Origin of the sequence: Bradyrhizobium sp. WSM1743 (assembly GCF_000473065.1) — a bacterium.
In the GTDB taxonomy this organism is placed as follows: domain Bacteria; phylum Pseudomonadota; class Alphaproteobacteria; order Rhizobiales; family Xanthobacteraceae; genus Bradyrhizobium.
In genome coordinates, this window is sequence record NZ_AXAZ01000060.1 from 32,668 (window position 1) to 53,660 (window position 20,993).

General features: G+C 63.6%; 21 protein-coding genes. 9 read left to right on the plus strand and 12 right to left on the minus strand.

The window, feature by feature from the left end:
* Positions 1-168: 168 nt before the first annotated feature.
* Positions 169-1,380: a hypothetical protein gene (locus YU9_RS0128755; protein ID WP_027575908.1), complete on the plus strand. Its 1,212-nt coding sequence runs from the start codon at positions 169-171 to the stop codon at positions 1,378-1,380.
* Between the two features lie 161 nt (positions 1,381-1,541).
* Here YU9_RS0128755 and YU9_RS0128760 read toward each other — a convergent pair whose 3' ends face one another.
* Entirely contained in the window at positions 1,542-1,940 is a 399-nt protein-coding gene (locus YU9_RS0128760; RefSeq protein WP_027575909.1) for an META domain-containing protein, read from the minus strand.
* A 132-nt stretch (positions 1,941-2,072) separates the two neighbouring features.
* Positions 2,073-3,737: an L-lactate permease gene (locus YU9_RS0128765; protein ID WP_027575910.1), complete on the minus strand. Its 1,665-nt coding sequence runs from the start codon at positions 3,735-3,737 to the stop codon at positions 2,073-2,075.
* Positions 3,738-4,051: 314 nt separating this feature from the next.
* Here YU9_RS0128765 and YU9_RS0128770 point away from each other — a divergent pair, with 314 nt between their 5' ends.
* Positions 4,052-5,815 (plus strand): ABC transporter ATP-binding protein/permease, encoded by a 1,764-nt coding sequence (locus YU9_RS0128770; RefSeq protein ID WP_027575911.1) that lies wholly within the window; start codon positions 4,052-4,054, stop codon positions 5,813-5,815.
* A 382-nt stretch (positions 5,816-6,197) separates the two neighbouring features.
* Here the strand turns inward: YU9_RS0128770 and YU9_RS0128775 are convergent, their stop codons facing one another.
* From YU9_RS0128775 to YU9_RS0128790, 4 genes are all read right to left on the minus strand, one after another.
* On the minus strand, positions 6,198-7,208 hold the full coding sequence (locus YU9_RS0128775) for a TorF family putative porin (RefSeq protein WP_027575912.1): 1,011 nt from the start codon (positions 7,206-7,208) through the stop codon (positions 6,198-6,200).
* A gap of 402 nt (positions 7,209-7,610) precedes the next feature.
* Positions 7,611-7,985, minus strand: coding sequence for a hypothetical protein (locus YU9_RS42755; protein WP_036018384.1), 375 nt, complete (start codon positions 7,983-7,985; stop codon positions 7,611-7,613).
* 84 nt (positions 7,986-8,069) lie between these two features.
* A complete protein-coding gene (glcF, locus tag YU9_RS42760) occupies positions 8,070-9,392 on the minus strand; it encodes a glycolate oxidase subunit GlcF (protein ID WP_036018385.1) in 1,323 nt (440 codons plus the stop codon).
* Complete coding sequence (locus tag YU9_RS0128790; RefSeq protein WP_027575913.1) at positions 9,393-10,628, minus strand: FAD-binding protein; 1,236 nt, start codon at positions 10,626-10,628, stop codon at positions 9,393-9,395.
* A gap of 322 nt (positions 10,629-10,950) precedes the next feature.
* On the opposite strand from YU9_RS0128790, the gene YU9_RS0128795 reads away from it, so the two are divergent.
* Both YU9_RS0128795 and YU9_RS0128800 read left to right on the plus strand, forming a co-directional pair.
* Positions 10,951-11,856 (plus strand): ferritin-like domain-containing protein, encoded by a 906-nt coding sequence (locus tag YU9_RS0128795; protein WP_027575914.1) that lies wholly within the window; start codon positions 10,951-10,953, stop codon positions 11,854-11,856.
* 358 nt (positions 11,857-12,214) lie between these two features.
* Complete coding sequence (locus YU9_RS0128800) at positions 12,215-12,475, plus strand: hypothetical protein (protein WP_051380557.1); 261 nt, start codon at positions 12,215-12,217, stop codon at positions 12,473-12,475.
* Between the two features lie 194 nt (positions 12,476-12,669).
* On the opposite strand, the gene YU9_RS0128805 is transcribed toward YU9_RS0128800, so the two are convergent.
* On the minus strand, positions 12,670-14,163 hold the full coding sequence (locus YU9_RS0128805; RefSeq protein WP_027575916.1) for an FAD-linked oxidase C-terminal domain-containing protein: 1,494 nt from the start codon (positions 14,161-14,163) through the stop codon (positions 12,670-12,672).
* Between the two features lie 275 nt (positions 14,164-14,438).
* Between YU9_RS0128805 and cycA the strand changes: the two genes are divergently transcribed.
* Positions 14,439-14,834, plus strand: coding sequence for a cytochrome c-550 CycA (gene cycA / locus YU9_RS0128810; protein WP_027575917.1), 396 nt, complete (start codon positions 14,439-14,441; stop codon positions 14,832-14,834).
* A 117-nt stretch (positions 14,835-14,951) separates the two neighbouring features.
* On the opposite strand, the gene YU9_RS0128815 is transcribed toward cycA, so the two are convergent.
* A complete protein-coding gene (locus YU9_RS0128815; protein ID WP_027575918.1) occupies positions 14,952-15,908 on the minus strand; it encodes an alpha/beta fold hydrolase in 957 nt (318 codons plus the stop codon).
* A gap of 329 nt (positions 15,909-16,237) precedes the next feature.
* On the opposite strand from YU9_RS0128815, the gene YU9_RS0128820 reads away from it, so the two are divergent.
* Positions 16,238-16,420 (plus strand): hypothetical protein, encoded by a 183-nt coding sequence (locus tag YU9_RS0128820; RefSeq protein ID WP_027575919.1) that lies wholly within the window; start codon positions 16,238-16,240, stop codon positions 16,418-16,420.
* 7 nt (positions 16,421-16,427) lie between these two features.
* On the opposite strand, the gene YU9_RS0128825 is transcribed toward YU9_RS0128820, so the two are convergent.
* The 3 genes from YU9_RS0128825 to ykgO form a co-directional block, all read right to left on the minus strand.
* On the minus strand, positions 16,428-16,688 hold the full coding sequence (locus YU9_RS0128825; protein WP_027575920.1) for a hypothetical protein: 261 nt from the start codon (positions 16,686-16,688) through the stop codon (positions 16,428-16,430).
* A 124-nt stretch (positions 16,689-16,812) separates the two neighbouring features.
* Positions 16,813-17,445: a tetratricopeptide repeat protein gene (locus tag YU9_RS0128830; protein ID WP_027575921.1), complete on the minus strand. Its 633-nt coding sequence runs from the start codon at positions 17,443-17,445 to the stop codon at positions 16,813-16,815.
* A gap of 104 nt (positions 17,446-17,549) precedes the next feature.
* Positions 17,550-17,675, minus strand: a complete 126-nt coding sequence (gene ykgO, locus YU9_RS0128835; RefSeq protein ID WP_006611362.1) for a type B 50S ribosomal protein L36 — start codon at positions 17,673-17,675, stop codon at positions 17,550-17,552.
* 311 nt (positions 17,676-17,986) lie between these two features.
* On the opposite strand from ykgO, the gene YU9_RS0128840 reads away from it, so the two are divergent.
* Positions 17,987-18,871 carry an amidohydrolase family protein gene (locus YU9_RS0128840; RefSeq protein WP_027575922.1) on the plus strand — a complete coding sequence of 295 codons (885 nt, stop codon included), beginning with the start codon at positions 17,987-17,989 and terminating at the stop codon, positions 18,869-18,871.
* Between the two features lie 63 nt (positions 18,872-18,934).
* Here YU9_RS0128840 and YU9_RS0128845 read toward each other — a convergent pair whose 3' ends face one another.
* On the minus strand, positions 18,935-19,669 hold the full coding sequence (locus YU9_RS0128845; RefSeq protein ID WP_027575923.1) for an SDR family NAD(P)-dependent oxidoreductase: 735 nt from the start codon (positions 19,667-19,669) through the stop codon (positions 18,935-18,937).
* Positions 19,670-19,829: 160 nt separating this feature from the next.
* Here YU9_RS0128845 and YU9_RS0128850 point away from each other — a divergent pair, with 160 nt between their 5' ends.
* Complete coding sequence (locus YU9_RS0128850) at positions 19,830-20,201, plus strand: helix-turn-helix domain-containing protein (RefSeq protein ID WP_027575924.1); 372 nt, start codon at positions 19,830-19,832, stop codon at positions 20,199-20,201.
* Positions 20,202-20,572: 371 nt separating this feature from the next.
* Positions 20,573-20,993 (plus strand): transposase (locus tag YU9_RS0128860; RefSeq protein ID WP_036018393.1); only part of this gene is annotated, 421 nt, incomplete at its 3' end.

The following is a 20,993-nucleotide window of genomic DNA, read 5'->3' on the forward strand; positions in this document are numbered from 1 at the left end:
GCCTCCAGGCGGCCTTCTTTTTTGCCGACCCTGCCTCCTCGCTTTCCGATTCAACCAGCGGCCAAAACCCACTACGGTGGCGCGCCGATTCGATTGTTTGGGCATGATCCTCTCGGAAAACCGCTTCACACTTTTCCGGACCATGCCCGTTGCGCGAGGATGTCATCAATGCGAGCGCTTCTGGTTTGTTCGACGGCCGTTTTGGCGGCCCTGCTCACCGTTTCGCCGCATCCGGCCTCCGCCCAGATGAAGCTGTCGCCGAAAGCGACAGTGCCGGGCGGAACCGAGACGCGCTATTTCACCTCGATCGACGGGCTGATGGACGGCAATGCCGACGTGATCCTGAAGGAGACGCGCCAGGGCAAGACGGTCACCGCGGCGGTGCTCGACGTCTGCTACCCGATCGCGAAAAACTCCGAGCGCAAGGACCGCTTCGTCGTCAATCTCCAGGTCGCCGGCCAGACGCTGACGGGAACGACGCAGAGCCTTGGCGAGAAGTCGCCGGTCAGCGTCAAGCTCACGCGCAAGCAGTCCGGCGACACATTCGAATTCCGCGGCCAGATCGCGATCGGCCAGGCGGTGACCGAGGTCACCTCGCCCGACAATTCCGATCTGAGTGAAAAGGAATTTCTGGACAACCAGACCTCCGACGACGGCATCACGCCGCAGCCGAAGGATTTCACCGACGTCTCGCCGGAAGCGATCGCGGTCAAGGTCAAGCTCGACGCGGCGACCGACTTCCTGAAGAGCCTGAAGGGCCAGGAGGTCGAGGTGACGCTGGCGAGCCTCAATGTCGGCTGCGATGCGCTGCGCGCGGGCGAGCAGACCATCAACATGTCGGTCGATCCGGAGCGCGCGGGCGCGCTGCTGGCGAAATTCAAGGCGATGCCCGGCGTCACGGCGGCAGGCTGGACCGCGGGCATGACCGAGATGGACCGCACCATCCGCTTCCCTGCGGCCGACTGGCGCGAGGGCGACAAGATCAACAAGGGCAAGCTTGCGACTGCGGTGGCGAACGTGCTGAGCCGGACGCTCGCGGCAAAGCCGGTCTCGCAGAACTTCAACCCGGCCACCGGCAAGCTCAAGCTGGTGTTCAAGCGGCCGAACCAGGATTTTCCGGCGCTCGAGCTCACCGACACGATCGAGGTCGCAGGGCTCGTATCGCCCGACAAGCCCGGTACCACCGACAAGCTCATGCTCTGGATCGGCAGCCCTGCGACCACGACCGCCGACGAGAGCAGCGGGGCCAGGCTCAATCTGTCCGATGACGCGAGCCCGGACGAAGAAGGCGATCTGCCCGACGACAACGGGTCGATCGAGGCGCTTGCCAAGGAGCTGAAGGGCCAGCGCTGGGACGCCGACAAGTCGGTGTGGAAGTGACGCGCTGAACTATCGTGCCCCGGACGCAGCGCGAATGCGCTGCAGAGCCGGGGCCCAGAAGCCACAAGCGAAGTGCTGGATCGATAGGCTGGATCCCGGCTCTGCGTCGCATCGCTCAGGCGATGCGCCTTGTCCGGGACACGAGATTGCCGCGAGCGAAGCTAATTCCCGTTGACGCGAAAGCGCAGCGGCTTGGGACCGACCAGCGTCAGCACCTCGCCCTGGCGCTTCCAGGTCTCGACGCTGCCGAGTGCGGCGACGAGCTCGTCGTCGGCTTGCGCCTTCGCAGGCGGGCAGGAACGGTCCTGGATCTGGCCGGGGACGAAGATCACGGTGTTGCCGGCAACCGAGAACTGGCCCTTGCCGCCCTTGCACCAGAGCTCCAGCACGACCTCGCCATTGTCGCCGATCTCGATGTTCGGAATCCGCTTCGAGCCTGCTTGCGGCAGCGCTTCCAGCGTCATCTCGGTGCCGAAGGGAAACCCCTCCTCGGCACGCGCGAGCGTGGACATCGCGAGCATTGCAACCGCTGCACATACCAATCGCTTGAGCGAAACCATGAGACCTCTCGACCGACCTGATTTGCGGCACCTTCTACAAGACGGCTGCGCTATTGAGAAGGTTCGCAGGAGACGCAAAAATCCCCGCGGGGATGCGCCTCGCGGGGATTTGTCCAAGCGCGGCGCTGACGGCTACTTCAGCACCAGCGCCGTGAACGGCCAGACATAGGCCTGCAACGTCACGAGCACACCGACGAGGCACGCCAGCACGATCGAATGCCAGAACACGAAACGCAGGATCGTGCCCTCATGGCCGTACCAGTTGGTGGCGGTGGAGGCGACCACGATCGACTGCGCGTCGATCATCTTGCCCATCACGCCGCCGGAGGAATTCGCTGCGCCCATCAGGACCGGCGACAGGCCGAGCTGCTCGGAGGTGATCTTCTGCAGGTTTCCGAACAGCACGTTGGAGGCGGTGTCCGATCCCGTCAGCGCCACGCCCAGCCAGCCGAGCAGCGTACCGAAGAAGGGATAGAGCACGCCGGTTGCGGCGAAGGCGAGGCCGAGCGTCGCATCGACGCCGGACAGGCGCGTCAGCGTGCCGATCGCGAGCATCGCCGAGATGGTGATCAGCGAGATCGCGCAGAGCCGGATGGTGCGGCCATACTCCGTCACGAGCTTGCCGGGACCGACGCCCATCAGGAGGCCGGAGATGATCGCCGCGATCAGCATGCCCGTGCCGGTGAAGGACAGGTAGGTGAAGGCGAACACCGCGCTTTCCTTGGTCGGCCCAGGCGCGACCGGCGGCATCTTGTTGATCATCTGGTGCAGCTCGGGAACGGGATAATTCCAGACGAAGATCGAGTTCGCCCAGGCCTTGAAGGCACCGTTGCCCCAAACCAGCATCACGACGCAGACGATGATCCACGGCAGCAGCGCGTTGAACAGCTCGCTCTGCGTCAGCGGCGTCTTGTCCAGCGGCTTTGCCGCTGCCATCGTGGCGGCCGACTCGTCGTGGCCGCGAAGCTCCGGCGACAGCCAGAGCTGCCTCGGTTGCCAGACCTTCAGGAACAGGATCAGCGCTCCCATCGAGATCAGCGACGCACCGATGTCGACGATCCAGGGATTGATGTGGTTCGAGATCACATATTGCGGGATCGCGAACGACACGCCGGTGACGAGGATCGCCGGCCAGACGTCCTTCATGCCCCTCCAGCCCGCGAACGCCCACACCACCCAGAACGGCACGATCAGCGAGAAGAACGGCAATTGCCGGCCGACCATCGCACCCAGGATGTAGGGATCGAGCCCGGTGACGGAGGCAAGGCCCTGGATCGGCGTGCCCAGCGCGCCATAGGCGACCGGCGCGGTGTTGGCGATCAGCGACAGGCCGGAAGCTGCGAGCGGCGAGAAGCCGAGCCCGATCAGCACCGCGCCTGTGATCGCCACCGGCGTGCCGAAGCCCGAGGCGCCCTCGAAGAACGCGCCGAACGAGAACGCGATCAGCAGCAATTGCAGCCGCCGGTCCTCGGTGACGCCGCCGACCGCGCGTTTCAAGAGCTCGAAACGCCCGGTGGTCACCGTCACCTGGTAGAGGAAGATGACGTTGAGAACGATCCAGCCGATGGGGAAGAACCCGGTGACGACCCCCAGCACCGAGGCGCGGATCGACATGTTCGCCGGCATGGTGAAGACGAAGATCGTGATCAGATTGGTCACGATCACGGCGATCACGGCCGCGATATGCGCCTGGACCCGGCCGCTCGCGATCAGGACCAGCAGCGTGACGACGGGCACCGCCGCCGCAATCGTCGACAGCACCGGGCTGTGCAGCGGATCATAGATTTGATTCCACATCGTCTTCCTCCCCACGCATGTTTGCGGCAGGCGACCCGCGTGGAGAGCCGGTCCTGCTTGACGCTGGAAGCGATAACCCCCGAGTTGGACGCGAATCCCTCGCGAATGCAGCGGTTCCCGTCCGCTCACAAGCTCGCGAAATCCCTGAGCACCCCGCCCCGCGCCGTCGAGCCCCATGCTAGGGTTGCAAGCTGCGACAATCCAACGCAATTTGCAGGTCTTGCGACTTTAGTCTAAGCGCGCCCGTTTTCGCCATTGCCTCAAGGCTTTGGCTCAGGGCATTTGTGCACATCCCCTCGAGGAGACAGAGCTCTGTGAACAACATCCGCGCCACGCTCGCGATCGTCTGGCGAATCGCCGCCCCCTATTTCCGATCCGAGGACAAATGGGCCGGCCGCGGCCTACTCGGCGCCGTCATTGCCATGGAGCTGGCACTGGTCGCGATCGACGTGCTGGTGAACCAGTGGCAGAACCGGTTCTACAGCGCGCTCCAGACCAGCGACTGGGACACCTTCGTGCGGGAGATCTGGATCTTCGTCGCGCTCGCCTTCACCTATATCGCGCTGGCCGTCTACAAGCTGTACCTGAACCAGTGGCTGCAGATTCGCTGGCGGCAATGGCTCACCCGGCATTATCTCGGTGAATGGCTCGGGGGCGCCACGCATTATCGCATGCAGCTGAAGGGCGATGCGGCCGACAACCCGGACCAGCGCATTACCGAGGACGTCAAGAACTTCGTCGAGCAGACCCTGACCATCGGGCTCGGCCTGCTCTCGTCGATCGTGACGCTGTTCTCCTTCGTGATCATCCTCTGGGGCCTTTCCAACGCCGCGCCGCTGCGCCTGTTCGGCACAGATCTCATGATCCCCGGCTATCTGTGCTGGGGCGCGCTGATCTACGCGATCTTCGGCACCGCGCTGACGCACTGGATCGGCGCGCCGCTGGTCAACCTCAATTTCGAGCAGCAACGTTACGAAGCCGACTTCCGCTTCAACCTCGTCCGCGTCCGCGAGAATTCCGAGCAGATCGCGCTGCTCAGGGGTGAAGGCGCCGAACGCGCCCGCCTGCTCGATCGCTTCGGTTTCGTGATCGCCAACTGGTACGGCATCATGAGCCGGACCAAACGCCTCACCGCGTTCACGGCCAGCTACCAGCAGGCCGCCGTGATCTTTCCCTACGTGCTGGTGGCGCCGGCCTTCTTCGCCAAGAAGATCCAGCTCGGCGACATGATGCAGACCGCATCCGCCTTCTCCAGCGTGCAGGGCGCACTGTCGTTCTTCGTCACGGCCTACCGGTCGCTGGCGGAGTGGCGCTCGATCGTTGCGCGCCTCGGTGGATTCGAGATGTCGGTCGAATCGGCCGCGAACCTGCCGGCACATGAGCCTGCGATCGCCCTGGAGGTCGCCAGTGGCGGCCGCCATATCGACCTCGAGCAGCTCTGCGTCAACCTGCCCAACGGCACACCGCTGGTGGCCGCTAAGGCCTTCACCATTCAGACGTCGGAGCGCGTGTTGGTGACTGGACCGTCGGGCTCCGGCAAGTCCACGCTGTTCCGGGCCATCGCCGGCATTTGGCCGTTCGGTACCGGCACGGTTGTGATCCCCGCGAAGGCAAAGCTGATGATGCTGCCGCAGCGGCCGTATTTTCCGGTCGGCGTGCTGCGCGATGCCGTTGTCTATCCGGCAGCGCCCGGCGCGTTCGCCGCCGCGCAAGTCCGCGACGCGCTGATCGCGGTCGGGCTGCCTGACCTCGCCGAGCGGCTCGAGGAGGACGGCCATTGGAACCGGATGCTCTCGCTCGGCGAGCAGCAGCGCCTGGGACTTGCACGCGCGCTGCTGCATGTGCCGGACTATCTGTTCCTGGACGAGGCGACTGCCTCGCTGGACGAGCCGTCGGAAGCCCGGCTTTACCGGCTCCTGGCGGAGAAGCTGCCGCAGGCCACCATCGTCTCGATCGGCCACCGCTCGACGCTCGACGCCTTCCACACGCGGAAGGTGGCGCTGGTGAAGGACGGCGCGATCCACGTTGTCGGCAGGGGCCGTGAACCGGTCGAGGCGGAGCCGACCGCCGCGCCCTGAGACGCAAAGGGACGTGGCGCCCCGCCGGTCAGCGCCTCCGAAGAGACCAGCTGCCTTCTCGCGTCCCGGACAAGCCGCAACGCCCTTTGGCGTTGCGGCGCAGAGCCGGGACCCGGGTGTCGTACTCCAGAAGGATGGGCCCCGGCTCTGCAGCGCACCACTGAAGGAGTGCTGCGCTGCGTCCGGGGCACGAGAACGAGACGCGGTTCACATCCACAAATCGACACTGCAAACGCAATCACGGAGTGTGAGGCGTCAGCGCCGGTCTTCAGCCCCACACTTCGTACGCTCGCCTCGCGGCCGAGCATCCTTCTCACCAGCCCCAAAGCAAAAGGGCGGCAGATCGCTCTGCCGCCCCCGTCAAGTCGTCTCGGTTAGAAGCTTACTTCAGATTGCTCATCGCCGTCAGGTCGAACGAGAGCTTGGCGACGCCGGCCGCGCTGCACCAGTTGGAGCCGAAGCCGCCCGGATTGATGGGAGTGAAGCTGCCGTCGAACTTCGCGGTGTAGTCGCTGGTGAAGGCGTTGCAGTCGCCCTTCTTCAGATCGGTGTCGTAGTAGCGCAGATCGAGCGTGAACACCTTGTAGGTGAAGCCAACGCCGACGTTCCAGGTGTTGTAGCTCGGCTCCTTGATGCCGTTCGCGTACACCGGATCGCCCGCGATGCCGTAGAAGATGTCGGAGGTGCCGAGCCACTGCCGGCCGAACTCACCCGACACGTACATGCCGACGCCGCTGGCGCCGAAGATCGTGCTCGGCGCGGTCCACTTGGCGGTGATCGAGGCATAGTTGCCCCAGGCGCCGAGGTTGAGGAAGTTCGGCGAGTAGTACTCGTTGAAGCCGACTGTCCACTGGTCGTTGATGGCGATGTTCAGCTTGGCATAGGCTTCGAAGAAGCTCGCGTCCTTCTTGGCGAAGTTGCCGTTGATGGGAAGGCCGATGGCGCCCTGGGAATAATCGATGTCGGTGCCGCAATTGCCCTGGGCGAGGGTGCCCTGCGAGCCGAAGCAGCTTCCGCCCGGATAGAGGTAACCCCAGACACCGAAGTCGAAGGCGAACATGCCGAAGGTCGGGCGGATACCGCCGTAGATGTCGACTTCCGCCGCAGCGCGGTTCGGGAACGAGATGCTTGAGGCGGACGTACCGATGTAGAGCTGGAGGTCTTTGTTGACGTTGTAGCGCGGCTCGAAATAGGCCGTGACCGACGGGTTATGGTTGGACTGGGTGACACCGCGGAAGATGTAATCGCTCATGATGCCGGCGCCGAAGGCGACATCCCACGGATCGAAGGCCGGCGGCGGCGGGGCTTTCAGGGCCTTCACGCGCAAGTCCGCCGCGAATGCCGAGCCCGTTACCATTGCCAGCGCCGTTGCCAACAAAGCCACTTTTTTCATTTCGATCCCCATCGTCAGTTCTTAGACCCCAGTCGGATCCCGGAAGCCCCCCGGGGCGCTCGACCTGATTGCAAATCTCATCACTGCGGCAATCTGGATTGGGGGATAGGAACCGTGAAGCAAAAAGCGCGGGCATCTGCCGACTTTTTAGGCGTTTTGACGATTCCACGAAAGGTTGTCAGCCTGTGTGGCTTCTCGATCACATTATTTGCATTCCAAAGTGCCCAGAAGGCCGGGTAAGTCCGGGGGATCGTCGGACAGCGTGATACCGAGGCCACGAATCGGACTGCCGCCGGGAACGGTGTGACCAAACCCGCTTGCGACGATGCAAAAAGGCCGCAGCGCCTGGCGCCGCGGCCCTTCTGTTTGCAGATCCTTCCAAGGGACGGGAGGCCGGGAGGCCTACCCCTGTCCCTCGGCCGGCGCCGATTCCGCAGAAGACGAAGGCATCGCCCAGCTAGTCTCGGCGGCGGGCTCGGGAGCCGGAGCCTCTGCCGGTGCTGACGGCTTCGGAGCAGGCGCTGCCTTCGCCTTCTTCGGTGCCGCTTTCTTCGCGGCCTTCTTGGGGGCGGCCTTCTTGGCCGACTTTGCCGCAGCCTTCTTGGCGGCTTTCTTCGGGGCTGCCTTCTTGGCAACTTTCTTGGCAGTTTTCTTCGCAGTCTTCTTGGCAGACTTTTTCGCGGACTTCTTGGCTGCCTTCTTCGCGGACTTCTTCGCTGCTACAACCTTTTTGGCCTTTTTGGCCTTCTTGCTTTTCTTCTTCTTCGCTTTCGCCATCGTGGTCCTCCTGTTGCCGCCGAACAATGGTCGATCGGGCGTCGTTCCGCCGTCACCTCCGGACGAAAGCTCAGCCTTTGAAGCTCAAGCTTGCGCGTTCAATGCCGGCCGCGACCCGCCCGTAGCCCAATCGAGAAGCTCAATCGTGTGTACGACCGGAACTGACGTGCCACTGGCAATCTGCACCATGCAGCCGATATTGCCCGCGGCAATCATGTCCGGCTTGACGCTCGCGATGTTGGCGACCTTGCGATCGCGCAACCGATCCGCAAGCTCGGGCTGGAGAATGTTGTAGGTCCCCGCCGAGCCGCAACACAAATGGCTCTCGGGCACATCTTTCACCACGAATCCATTCTTGGAAAGCAATTCTTTCGGAAGGCCTGTGATTTTCTGCCCGTGCTGCAACGAACACGCGGAGTGATAGGCGACGACGATGTTGTCCTGTCTCGCAGTTGTCGCGAGTCCGAGGCCGGCGACGTATTCGGTGATGTCCTTGGCGAGCGCCGACACCTTCGCCGCATCGGCAGCGAACGCGGCGTCCTCGCGCAGGAGATAGCCATAGTCCTTGATGACCGTGCCGCAGCCGGAGGTCGTCACCAGGATGGCATCGAGCCCCTCGCCGGCCGCTTCCTTGCCCCACGCCGCGATGTTGGCGCGCGCTCGCGCCAACGCATCCTGGTCGTTGCCGAGGTGATGGGTCAGCGCGCCACAGCACTGCTCGTCCCGGACCAGGACGACCTCGATGCCATGGCGGGTCAGGAGACTGATGGCAGCCTGGTTGATGCGCGGGGCCAGCACCTGCTGGGCGCAGCCCTGGAGCAGCGCCACACGTCCGCGCTTCCTGCCGAGCGCCGCGAACACGCTGCCCGCGGCAGGCCCCGCGGGCGGCAGCCGGTTCGGGGCCAGCGCCAGCATCGCCTTGACGCGCTGGATCAATCCGGGCGTGGCCGAAGGCCGGGGCGTCGGCAGCAGGACGCTGAGCGGACGGGCCAGCCGCGCCAACCACATGCTGATGCGGAAGCGCTGCGGGTCCGGCAGGACGAAGGCGAGCACCTTGCGCAGCAGCCGCTCGGTCAGCGGCCGCTGGTAACGCTCTTCGATCCGGACCCGGGCCTGGTCGACGAGATGCATGTAGTTCACGCCGGAAGGGCAGGTCGTCATGCAGGCAAGGCACGACAGGCAGCGGTCGATATGCTTGACCACCTCGGCCGTCGGCGCCTGGTCCTTCTCCAGCATCTCCTTGATCAGGTAGATGCGGCCGCGCGGACTATCGAGCTCGTCGCCGAGCAGCACATAGGTCGGACAGGTTGCGGTGCAGAAGCCGCAATGGACGCAGGCGCGCAGGATCTTGTCGGCTTCCGCGATGTCGGGGTCGGCGAGCTGCGCGAGTGAGAATTCGGTCTTCATTCAGCCAGCGCTCCGCGTGAGCCGCCCCCGGTTGAGAATGGTCTTCGGATCGAAGCTGGCGCGCACCCGCTCGCTCAGCGCGGCAATGCCCGGCGCCTGTGGATGGAACACATCGACATCGCGCCTGACCTCCTCGGCCGCCCGGATCAGCGTGGCGTGCCCACCAACCGCATTCGCGCAAGCACGCACGACCGGGGCATGCGCGTCGCCCTTCGGCGGCAATGCGGCCCAGATCAATCCGCCGCCCCAATCATAGATCATGTCGCCGCCGGTCTCGCGCGCCAATTGCGTTCCGAGCGCCGCACCCGATGCTGGCGGGCAGACGATCCGCCAGACCGGCCAGGCCCCCAGCGCGCCGCCGGCCGCGAACGGCAGCACGTCGCGCAGCGTCGCCCATAGCGCGGACGACGCCGCGTCCTCGATCAGGGTTGCGGTTCCGAACGGCGCCAGCAATTCACGCAGCGAGCCAGCGCGGTGGGCGGCGGAGGCGGTGATGCCCTCGAGCCGCAGTGCGGTCAGCGCCTCGCCCTCGCCTGCAATGTCGCCAAGCCCGTCGGTCTTGGCCCGAAACGCGGATTTCGGCAGGTGCGCGGCACCGGAGACGTCGAAGGGTGAGCCGAGCGCCGCGGTCATCGCCTTGTTGGCGGCGGCATCCTCTAACCCGCGCAGCAGCAGCGTCCGCTCGGCCTCCGGCTTCGGCATCACCTTGAGCGTGACCTCCGTCATCACCGACAGCGTGCCCCAGGACCCCGCGAGCAACTTGCAGAGATCGTAGCCGGTGACGTTCTTCACCACCTTGCCGCCGGTCTTGAAGCTGTCGCCGAAACCGGAGACGGCGTGTGCGCCGAGCAGATGATCGCGCGCCCCTCCCGCCCGGATCCGCCGCGGCCCGGCGAGCCCGGCCCCGATCATGCCGCCGATGGTGCCCGATACCGGCGTGCCGAGCAGCGGGGCGGTGTTCATCGGCTCGAAGGCGAATTGCTGGTTCTTGGCATCGATCAGCGACAGCACGTCGTTAAGCGGCGCCCCGGCCTGGAGCGTGACGATCAGCTCATTGGGCTCGTAGGAGGTGACGGCATTGAGCGCGGAGACGTCGAGCACAGCGTTGGTCGCCATCGCATGTCCAATGCCGCGCTTGGAGCCATGGCCGATGATCTCGAGCGGCTGCTCATTGGCGATTGCCGCGCGCACCACCTCTTCGACGTCTTTGGCGTCTCTGACCTTGAGCGTATCCACGGGAAAAGGCGGTAGCGAAATTCGCGCAGGAAATCAAATCTGTCTGACGCCGCGATCGCCCAGGTCGGGATCTCTGGTGCAACGCGAAACAGCGGTGGCCGGGCGCTCCCTTTGGCGGGCCAGCGTTAGCGCACGCACAGGGCGGATGTCAGGCGGACAATCAGGAGTGTCTGCTCTCTGAGTGAGGGCCTTAGTAGGAACGGACGCAAGCTCTCGCGTTTGTCATGCGTTCGGCGCGCCAGCGCGAAGCGGGCGAAAATGGGCAGGGCGATCTGCTGCTCTTGTAAGGCGCGTCACAATCACCACGAAGAGGAGGTTTGCCATGAACGTGGAGCGAGTTCGTATCTCCCGACGGCAATCCGTTGCCGGTTTATCTGTCCTTGGCCTGAGCGGGCTGTTGATCCCGACTGCCCATGCGCAGCATAAAGCACAACAGAAGCACCAGGAAACGACCGGCGTGGGAATACACGCCGCTGAAGTGAAGGATGAGGACATCTTTCAGTTCGCGCTGAACCTGGAATACATGGAGGCTGAGTTTTATCTGCGTGCCACGACCGGCAAGGGGATTGACGATTCTGACGCTGGACCCGACGCCGCGAGGGTCGCTGGCGGACACGAAGCCAAATTCGACAGGAAGGAAATCCGCGAATTTGTCGAGGAGCTGGCCGAAAACGAGCTTGCCCACGTGCGCTTCTATCGCAAGACGCTGGGCAGGATGGCAGTATCGCGCCCAGCCATCGATTTCGATGCGGGTTTCAAGGCAGCCGCCCAGGCAGCCGGTCTCCCCGCCGATTTCGATCCGTTTGCCGATGACATGAGTGTCTTGCTGGGCGGCATGCTGTTTGAGGACGTCGGCGTGACGGCCTATGCCGGGGCAGCGCCGCTGATCAAGAGCAAGGGGTTCGTCGAGGCTGCGGCGGGCATTCTGGCCGTCGAGGCGTACCACATGGGGATGGCGCGCTCGCAGCTCTATTTGATGGGTGAAAAGGCCTGGAATGCGGCCAACGCCATCTCCGACGCCCGGGACAAGCTCGACGGTGGTCAGGACAAGGACCAGGGCATCCGGATGAACGGCAAAGCCAATGTCGTTCCATCAACGCCCGATGCCATTGCGTTCCGCCGCACGCCGCAGGAGGTGCTGCATATCGTCTATCTGACCGACAAGCAGGGTATGAGCAAAGGCGGGTTCTACCCGAACGGAATGAACGGCGTTATCAAGTCCACCTGAGCTCTCGGCCGAATGGGGAGCCGGATCGGCCGTCGTGCCGGCGGCCGAAACGCGCCTGCGCACGGTCGTTGGGCAGGTCGCTTTTGGTGCTGTGGTGATCTTGTTTGGATAGCTTGCCTGTCCTGAACAGGATCATCCTCGGCACGCCGAAGCGAGCAAGAACGGGCGGCGCCATCTCTCGGCGCCCGCAACTGGACTGCGCGCTCTGCATCAATCCCCGGCATCATCGGCACTGCTTCGGCCGGGACGACGCGCAGCGGCATTTGCTGAACCTTGCGATGATAGATTGATGAACAGGCGTTCATGGAACGGCGCAGTTGCTAACCCGTTGATCACCGGGCTTGTTTGAGGAGGAGGAATGAAGATGAAGAAAATGATTGTTGCACTTTCTGCCATCGCCCTCATCGGCACTGCGCCGGCCGTCTTTGCCCAAGGCGTCTCGAGCAAGACGCCGGGCCACGAGATGCAAACCAAGGGCTCCAAGGCAGGCCATCCGGGAGCGTCCGGGTACACTCCGGGACATAAGAAGCACGCCATGGGTTCTAAGAAAGGTCATCCCGGCGCTTCTGGCTACGCTCCAGGTCAAACCACTGGCGCGAGCTCGAAGAGCGGCTATTGACGATCGACTCGCAAATGCCGAAAGGGCAATGACAAGAGCCGCCGCGGTCTCAACCCGGCGGCTCTTTGTGTGAGCGACCCGCATGCGACAACGAGCGTTGCGAGAGGACGCAGTACGCACTGCTGTGAAATTCGTCTTTCTTCCTTCTCCCCTCGGGAGAAGGTGGCATAGCCATCACGCTTCACAGCGCACTTCTAAAACCGCGGGATGTCCGGAAACGCCAACTTGCCGGCATGCACATGCATGCGGCCGAGCTCGGCGCAGCGGTGCAGGGTCGGAAACACCTTTCCCGGATTGAGCAGGCCCTGCGCGTCGAAGGCGCATTTCAAGCGCTGCTGCTGGTTGAGGTCGATCTCGCTGAACATGTCGCCCATCAGATCGCGCTTCTCGATGCCGACGCCGTGCTCGCCGGTGAGCACGCCGCCGAACTCGACGCAGGCGCGCAGGATGTCGGCACCAAAAGCTTCGGCACGCTCGATCTCGCCGGGCTTGTTGGCATCGTAGAGGATCAGCGGATGCAGATTGCCGTCGCCGGCGTGGAACACGTTGGCGCAGCCGAGCTGGTATTTTTCCGAGAGCTCGCGGATGCGGGCGAGCGCCTTCGGCAGCGCGCCGCGGGGAATCGTGCCGTCCATGCAGAGATAGTCGGGCGAGATGCGGCCGACAGCGGGGAACGCGGCCTTGCGGCCGGCCCAGAACAGATTGCGCTCGACCTCCGAATTGGAGATCTGCAGCGTCACCGAGCCGCAGCCTCTTGCGATGCTCTCGACGCGCGTGATCAGCTCGTCGACCTCGATCTTGGGACCGTCGAGCTCGATGATGAGGAGCGCTTCGACGTCGAGGGGGTAACCGGCATGGACGAAGGCCTCCGCGGCGTGGATCGCGGGCTTGTCCATCATCTCCATGCCGCCGGGAATGATGCCGGCACCGATGACGCGCGCCACGCACTCGCCGGCCGCCTCGACTTGCGCAAAGCCGACCATCAGCGCGCGCGCCGTCTCCGGCTTTTGCAGGATGCGCACGGTGATCTCGGTGATGACGCCGAGCAGGCCTTCCGACCCGGTGATGACGCCCATGAGGTCATAGCCTGCGCTCTCGGCCGACTTGCCGCCGATGCGCAGGATCTCGCCGCTCATCAGCACGATCTCGCAACCGAGCACGTTGTTGGTGGTCATGCCGTATTTCAGGCAATGCACCCCGCCGGAATTCTCGGCGACATTGCCGCCGATCGAGCAGGCGATCTGGGAGGACGGATCGGGCGCGTAATAGAAGCCGGCATGCGCGACCGCTTGGCTGATGGCGAGGTTGGTGACGCCGGGCTCGGTGACGACGACGCGGTTGTCGAAATCGATCTCGCGGATGCGCTTGAACTTGCCAAGCCCGAGCAGCACGCCATCCTCGAGCGGCAGCGCGCCGCCGGACAGCGAGGTGCCGGAGCCGCGCGGCACCACCTTGATACCCTGCGCCGCACAATATTTCAGGACGAGCGAGACCTGCTCGGTCGTATCCGGCAGCACCACGACCATCGGCGGCTGCCGATAGGCGGTTAGCCCGTCGGACTCATAGGCCCGCATCTCGAAAGGCGTATCGATCACGCCCTCGCCAGGCACGATTGCGCGCAATGCAGCAATGATCTCCGCGCGGCGCGCGAGCACCGCCTGGTCGCTCGCCGGCATCATGATGGCCATATCAAATCCTTCATGACATATCCTTCCGACTGGTAGCCTACGATCAGATTTGTCGCGGCAAATCAACCACGTCCGCGCCGGTTTGGGTAGGCCATCCGAAAGTCGGATCGACGATCCGAGGCGAGTTCGCTCTGGGACAAGTCGGAAACCGTGAAACCTGTCATGGTTTGGCGGCTTGTCCTGACCGAGCAGGCCTGCCAAAAGCGGCGGGTCGGCGACTGTCGATCAGGCACGAGACTGACCAGACCCACCAGGGAAGAGACGAAGAGCACCCGATGACAAAACTGACTTTTGGCGCACTGACGATCCTCACCGTGATTGCCACCGCACCCGCCGCGATGGCGCAGGATGTCGCGGCCGGCAAGACATCGTTCAACAAGTGCCTGGCCTGCCACGCGATCGGCGAAGGCGCCAAGAACAAGGTCGGCCCCGAGCTCAACGGCCTCAACGGCCGCAAGTCGGGCACCGCTCCGGACTACAATTACTCGGATGCGAACAAGAACTCCGGCATCACCTGGGACGAGGCCACGTTCAAGGAATACATCAAGGACCCCAAGGCCAAGATCCCCGGCACCAAGATGGCGTTCGCCGGCATCAAGAACGAGACCGAGATCAACAATCTCTGGGCCTTCATTTCCCAATACGACAAGGACGGGAAGATCAAGCAGTAAGCGCGCATAAGGCGGCCGCTAGAGCTTCGGTCTGATTGAATCAGGACCGAAGCTCTAGCTTCTTGTTCTGACGCGTTTTCTTCACGCGAACCGGTATCCACTTCGCTCGAAAACGCTTTAATCGGCGGCCGCCTGCGCTGGGGCGATGTTGCCGATCATCGTCTCGATCTCCGCCTTCACGAGATCCGGCACGGCGTTCTGCACCATGTGACCGAGATCCGGCAGCACGATCAGCTTTGCATTCCGCACGGTCGCGGCAAAAGGGCGCGCGTGGACGTCGGTCCTCACGGTCTTGTCCGGCTCGCCGGCGATGACCGTCACCGGCACGGAAATCTCGCCATAGCGCGCGACTTGCGCGGCGACCGACTCCTTCAGCGTCACCAGATCATAGGCATTGGCGATGAACTCGCGCGGGCGCAGCAGCAGCGGCGTCGCGGAGTCCTTGACGAAGCCGTCCGGCATGGTTTGCGGCAGGAAGACGTTGCGCGCGCCGGATTCAGCGAGGACATAGCCGAGCGGCAGCGTGATCGTGTAGGCGAGCAGCGGGCCGATCACGGGCATTGCGATGAGCTCGTTGTAGCGGCCGACACCGCCGCGCCAGGGATGCGTGACGGGCGCGAGCATCACGAGACCGGCAACGCGGTGCGGGTGATCGAGCGCGATCCGCGCGCCGAGGGCGCCGCTCCAGGAATGCACCACCAAGATCGCGCGATCGATCCCGAGCTTGTGAAGCGCCTCATCGATCATTCGCGCCTGGATCTGCGGCGTCGAATCCTGGCGGCTCGCGCGCGTGCTCCAGCCATGTCCGGGACGGTCAATCAGAATCACGCGACGGTCCCCGGCGAGGATGTCACCGAGGGGCCGGCGCATCGCTTCGAGATTGGAGCTCGCGCCGTGCAGCATCACGATCGGAGGACCCGAATCGCGTGAGCCGATATCGACGACATGAAGCGTCGCGCCCTCGACCTCGATCATCCGGCCCTGGGGTGGAAAGGCGCGTTGCACGGCGACGATTCCCATCTGCGTGACCAGCGCCAGCAGAACCAGCGCCGTCAGGACTGACATCACGATCATGGAGAGAATCCGGGTGATCCTGGGCACTGGGCAGTTACGGGTCCGATTGGCGGCAGTTTCGCCGCCGGCTTTCCGCGCTTCCACCGAAAATGCCGGGGCTGTGGATATGTGCACAATTGCAGGACGAAAAAGCCCAATAGAATCAACATCACAGGAAGAGGGCACGCAAGCCCCAGAGCGGCTTCATGCAGGCGTCATCGCGGCTTCCATATAATCGCCATGGTCGGTTCCGCCATCTAGGCGCGGGTGGGCGCCGATCCTCCTCGCAACTTCGGGCGATGCGGGAAAGACCGGCAGGATTTGTCCTGGTTTGAACCGGAGAGTTTTCAATGAGCTTCAGATCGAACGACACTGCGATCGACGAAATCGTCGCGAGCTGCAACGGTGACCTGCGCGGTGCGGTGCGGGCGCTGCTCCTGATCAACGAGCATCTCGAGACCGAGCTTGCAAAGGCCTACGCCGCAGCCGCCGACCGCGGCCTCGCCGAGCGCGGCAGCAGCGCCCTGCATTGAGTGCAGGCTAGTTCGTCCCGTCCTCTTCCTTTTCTTCCTCGGGCGTGGCTGCGGGGCAGACGCGGATCGTCGAACGGGCAAGCTTGGCATCGGCCCTCGACTTGTAGGGACCGTCGCCGAACCAGATGTCGCCGATGATCACGGGATTGCTGGTCACGATGGTGCATTTGCCGGTGGCACGGTTGCCGACCACCCAAAACAGTCCGTCGGCGAAGCTCACGGTCCCCGACGCGAGCAGCAATACAGCTGCGACCACCAAACGCTTCATGGCTTTCGCTCCTGCCATGCAGGTAGGCCTGTAACAGGCCCCGCAATAGTCCTCGCGACGCCTTGGCTCGGATCGTGGTTAATCCGCGCCGGCTTCGACCGCTCAAGAAATGATCGAGTTGTAGCTAGATGTCGCGGCCTTCGACCTTCTCGGTCAGCGCCTTGACCTGATCGGGAATCTTTTCGAGGTGCGGATTGACGGCGAGCGCCTTGCGATAGGCATCAAGCGCGCGCTTCTCGTCGCCGACTTCCTGCATGATCATGCCGAGGCCGGCGAGCGCGCCGAAATGGCGCGGCTCCCGGATCAGCACTTGCTGGATGTCCGCTAGAGAGCGGCCATAGTCGTTCTGCATGTAATAGAGCGTCGCACGCCGATTCCAGGCCTCGATGTAGTCGGGCCTGAGCTTGATGATCGAATCCAAGAGCTTGATCGCGACGTCGATCTTCTTCGCTTCGACCGCAGTCTTGGCGCGTGACATCAGAAGCGCCGCGGTGTCGCTCGGGGTCTGGAGCCAGATCGCCCAGATCCGCGCCTCGACATGCTTGGCGCTGGCCTCGTCGGGGGCCGCCTTCAGCGCGCCGAACAGGAAATCGAGATTCTTGCTGCGATCGACCTTGGGCAGCTTGGCCGGCGCTTCAGGCAGCTTCTTCTGCTTGCCGGGTGGCTCAACCTGCTGCGCCTGGGCCGGGGCCAGACCGGCGGCTCCCAGCACAAGGGCCAGACATAGGGTGCGCGCGAAAAGGAATCTCACTGCCATGGTGAAAGTCTAAACGCGCAAAGCCGCCCTTGCAAAGCAAAGGCGGCGTCAAACTCGTGTGAGACCGTGGTCGGGGCGCGCGAAAGGCGTCCGCGAGGGCAATATCAGCCCTGGCGAGCCTTGAAGCGGCGCTGCACCTTGTTGATCACATAGACCCGGCCCTTGCGGCGGACCAGGCGGTTGGCGCGATGGCGACCGCGCAGCGATTTCAGCGAGTTACGGACCTTCATGGCAGAATCCTGAACGTTCGAAAGGCCGTGTTCGGCACTACCGTTTCGGCACGCGCGAATGTGGCAAAATGAGTTTTTTCCCGCCGGCGGACCAACCGCCCGGGACGCGGCGGTTCTTAAGGCATGGCGGGAGGTCATGTCAATGTTAACTGCCCGGTTCCGAACCAGCAAAATCGTGAAAACAACCCCATGCACAGTAGAAGCGGCCGAGTAGGCCCAATTTTATCGCCATGATCTCAAGGACCTTCGACGACGCCTTGCCAAATTCGTTATATCATATAATCAATTTGGCAACCCGTCGGGAGGACCCCATGCCGAAGCTGAAGCTGCCCAACATCGACGACGTCGTCGCCATCGACATCCACACCCATGCCGAGGAGCCCTGCGGCTGCCATCCCGACGACGGCTATGACGACTTTCAGGCGCAGATGGCGGAATACTTCAAGTCGCCGAACAAGCACCCGCCGACCGTGCCGGAGACCGCGGCCTACTACCGCTCCAAGAACATCGCCGCGGTGATCTTCCCTGTGGACGCCGAGCGCGAGACCGGCTTCCGCCGCTACAATAATTACGAGATGCTGGAGGTCGCCTCCGATCATCTCGACATCCTCATTCCCTTCGTCTCGATCGATCCGCACAAGGGCAAGTTAGGGGCCCGCGAGGCGCGCAAGCTGATCGAGGAGTACGGCGTGCGCGGCTTCAAATTCCATCCGACCATGCAGGGCTTCTACGCCAACGACCGCATGGCCTATCCGCTCTACGAAGAGATCAACAATGGCGGCGCGATCGCGCTGTTCCACACCGGCCAGACCGGCGTCGGCTCCGGCATGCCCGGCGGCATGGGCATGCGGCTGAAATATTCCAACCCGATGTACATGGACGACGTCGCGGCCGACTTCCCCGACCTCAAAATCATCCTCGCCCACCCCTCCTTCCCCTGGCAGGAAGAGGCGCTGTCGGTCGCGACCCACAAGCCGAACGTTTACATCGATCTCTCGGGCTGGTCGCCAAAGTACTTCCCGCCGATCCTGGTGCGCTACATCAACTCGATTCTCCAGGACAAGATGCTGTTCGGCTCGGATTGGCCGGTGATCACGCCGGACCGCTGGCTGTCGGATTTTGCCAAGATCGACATCCGCGACGAGATCCGGCCGAAGGTGTTGAAGGCGAACGCGCGCAAGCTGTTGGGAATCTAGGCGCTCCTCGTCACCACAGCGCATCGAGGGCTTCGTGTGACCGAAGCCCTCATGCTCAAAATCTCAGACCTGTGCGAGGCCGCCGTCGACGAAAACCTCACCGCCGGTCATGTAGCTGCTGTCCGCAGAAGCCAGGAACGCGGCCACCGCTCCCGTCTCGGAGGGATCGCCGACACGCCCGATCGGTGTGGCGCTGCCGAGTGCATCGAATGCTTCCTCGCCTACGACCTCCAGCGCCAGCTCCGTCTTGGTCGGCCCCGGCGACAGCACGTTGACGCGGATGCCGGTGCCGCGCAGATCCAGCGCCCATCTGCGCGCCAGATTGCGGATCGCCGCCTTGGTCGCGCTGTAGATGCTGAATTGCGGCGTCCCCATCACGCCCGTGCTCGAGCCGGTCAGGATGATCGACGATCCCTTGCGCATCAGCGGCAGCGCTTTCTGCACGGTGAACACCAACCCCCTCACATTGACGTCGAAGATCTGTTCGTAATGCTCCACCGTGATCTGGCCGAGCGGCGCAAATGCCCCGGTCCCGGCATTGGCGAACAGGACGTCGAGGTTGCCGCGTTCGGCTTTCACCGTCGCATACAGTCGGTCGAGGTCGGACAGATCCGTCACCGATCCCCTGACTGCGCGCGCCGAGGACCCCAGCTGCGCCACGGCCGCGTCGAGCGGCTCCTGCCGTCGCCCGAAGAGATAGACGAATGCGCCCTCCTCCACGAACCGTGTAGCGGCTCCCAATCCGATCCCGGTTCCACCGCCCGTCACCACTGCCGTCTTGCCTTGTAGTCTGCTCATGATGTGCTCCTTCATTGAGGTTGCACTGAGCTGGCGGCCTGCCTACCTATCGACAAGTATGCACCTTTTGGTAAGTACCCAAAAAATGTCGTCAGATCGTTCAGACCCCATCGCTCCGCCGGCGCAAGCTCAAGCAGACGTCCAAGGTTGCACGCCGAATTTGCCCGGCTTCACGTGCGGCCTGGATGCGACCCTGCGGGTCGTCTCCGGCAAGTGGAAGCCGCTGATCCTGTACTTCCTTGCCCAGGACGGCCCGACCCGCTACGGCGAGCTCCGGCGAGCCATACGCGACGTCAGCGACAAGGTGCTGATCCAGCAGCTCAAAGAGCTCGAGGCCGACGGTCTGGTGAAGCGGACCGACTACAAGGAGGTGCCTCCGCGCGTGGACTATAGCCTCACGCCCTTGGGCCGCAGCCTGGCTGAAGCCCTGGTGCCGCTCTGTTCCTGGGGCACCGAGCACATGGCGGAGGTCAGCCGGGTGTTCGCCGAGCGGGAGACCTGGACGCGGCGAGGACGTCCACCGACTGTCTAGCTCGCGCTGCTCTTCGTCCGATGTCTGCTCCGCCCCTGATTGCAGCACGTTGGTACAGCTCGCCCTGAGTCCGGCTTGGCCATAAGCGGAAGCGAGATTCTCCCCAGCTCTACGCTTGCCGACCACAAGTTTAGACAAGGAAGATCCGATCAGCTTTTTCTCTTACGGTGACTTCGATCTGACTGGTGATAAGAGGGTTGTTCTCGAGCAGTTCGAACGCATACCCGTCTATAGCCAGCGAAGGAGCTTCTGAAACTAGTGCGGACGGGTGGAGAGAACCTTCCGAGTGCCGCTAATGGAATGGTCCGGCCGTGCTCCGGCCCTGCCAGTGCGAGAAGCTGGCAAGGGGCGCTCAAGACAAGGAGCACACCATGTCTCGGAAACTCAATGCAGCGATCGCCGTGATCGGCATCGATATCGGCAAGAACTCGTTCCACCTCGTGGGTCATGATCACCGCGGTGCCATCGTGCTCCGGCAGAANTGGTCACGCGGCCAGGTGGAAACGCGGCTCGCCAACCTGCCGCCGTGCNTGATCGGTATGGAGGCNTGCGTCGGTGCGCATCATCTCAGCCGCAAGCTCCAAATGCTTGGCCACGACGCCCGCCTGATGCCGGCGAAATACGTGCGCCCGTATTCGAAGGGACAGAAGAACGACTTCCGAGATGCGGAAGCCATCGCCGAGGCTGTTCAACGCCCGACCATGAAGTTCGTCGCAACCAAGACGGCCGATCAGCTCGACCTTCAGGCGCTGCACCGCGTCCGCGATCGATTGGTCGGTCAGCGTACCGGGG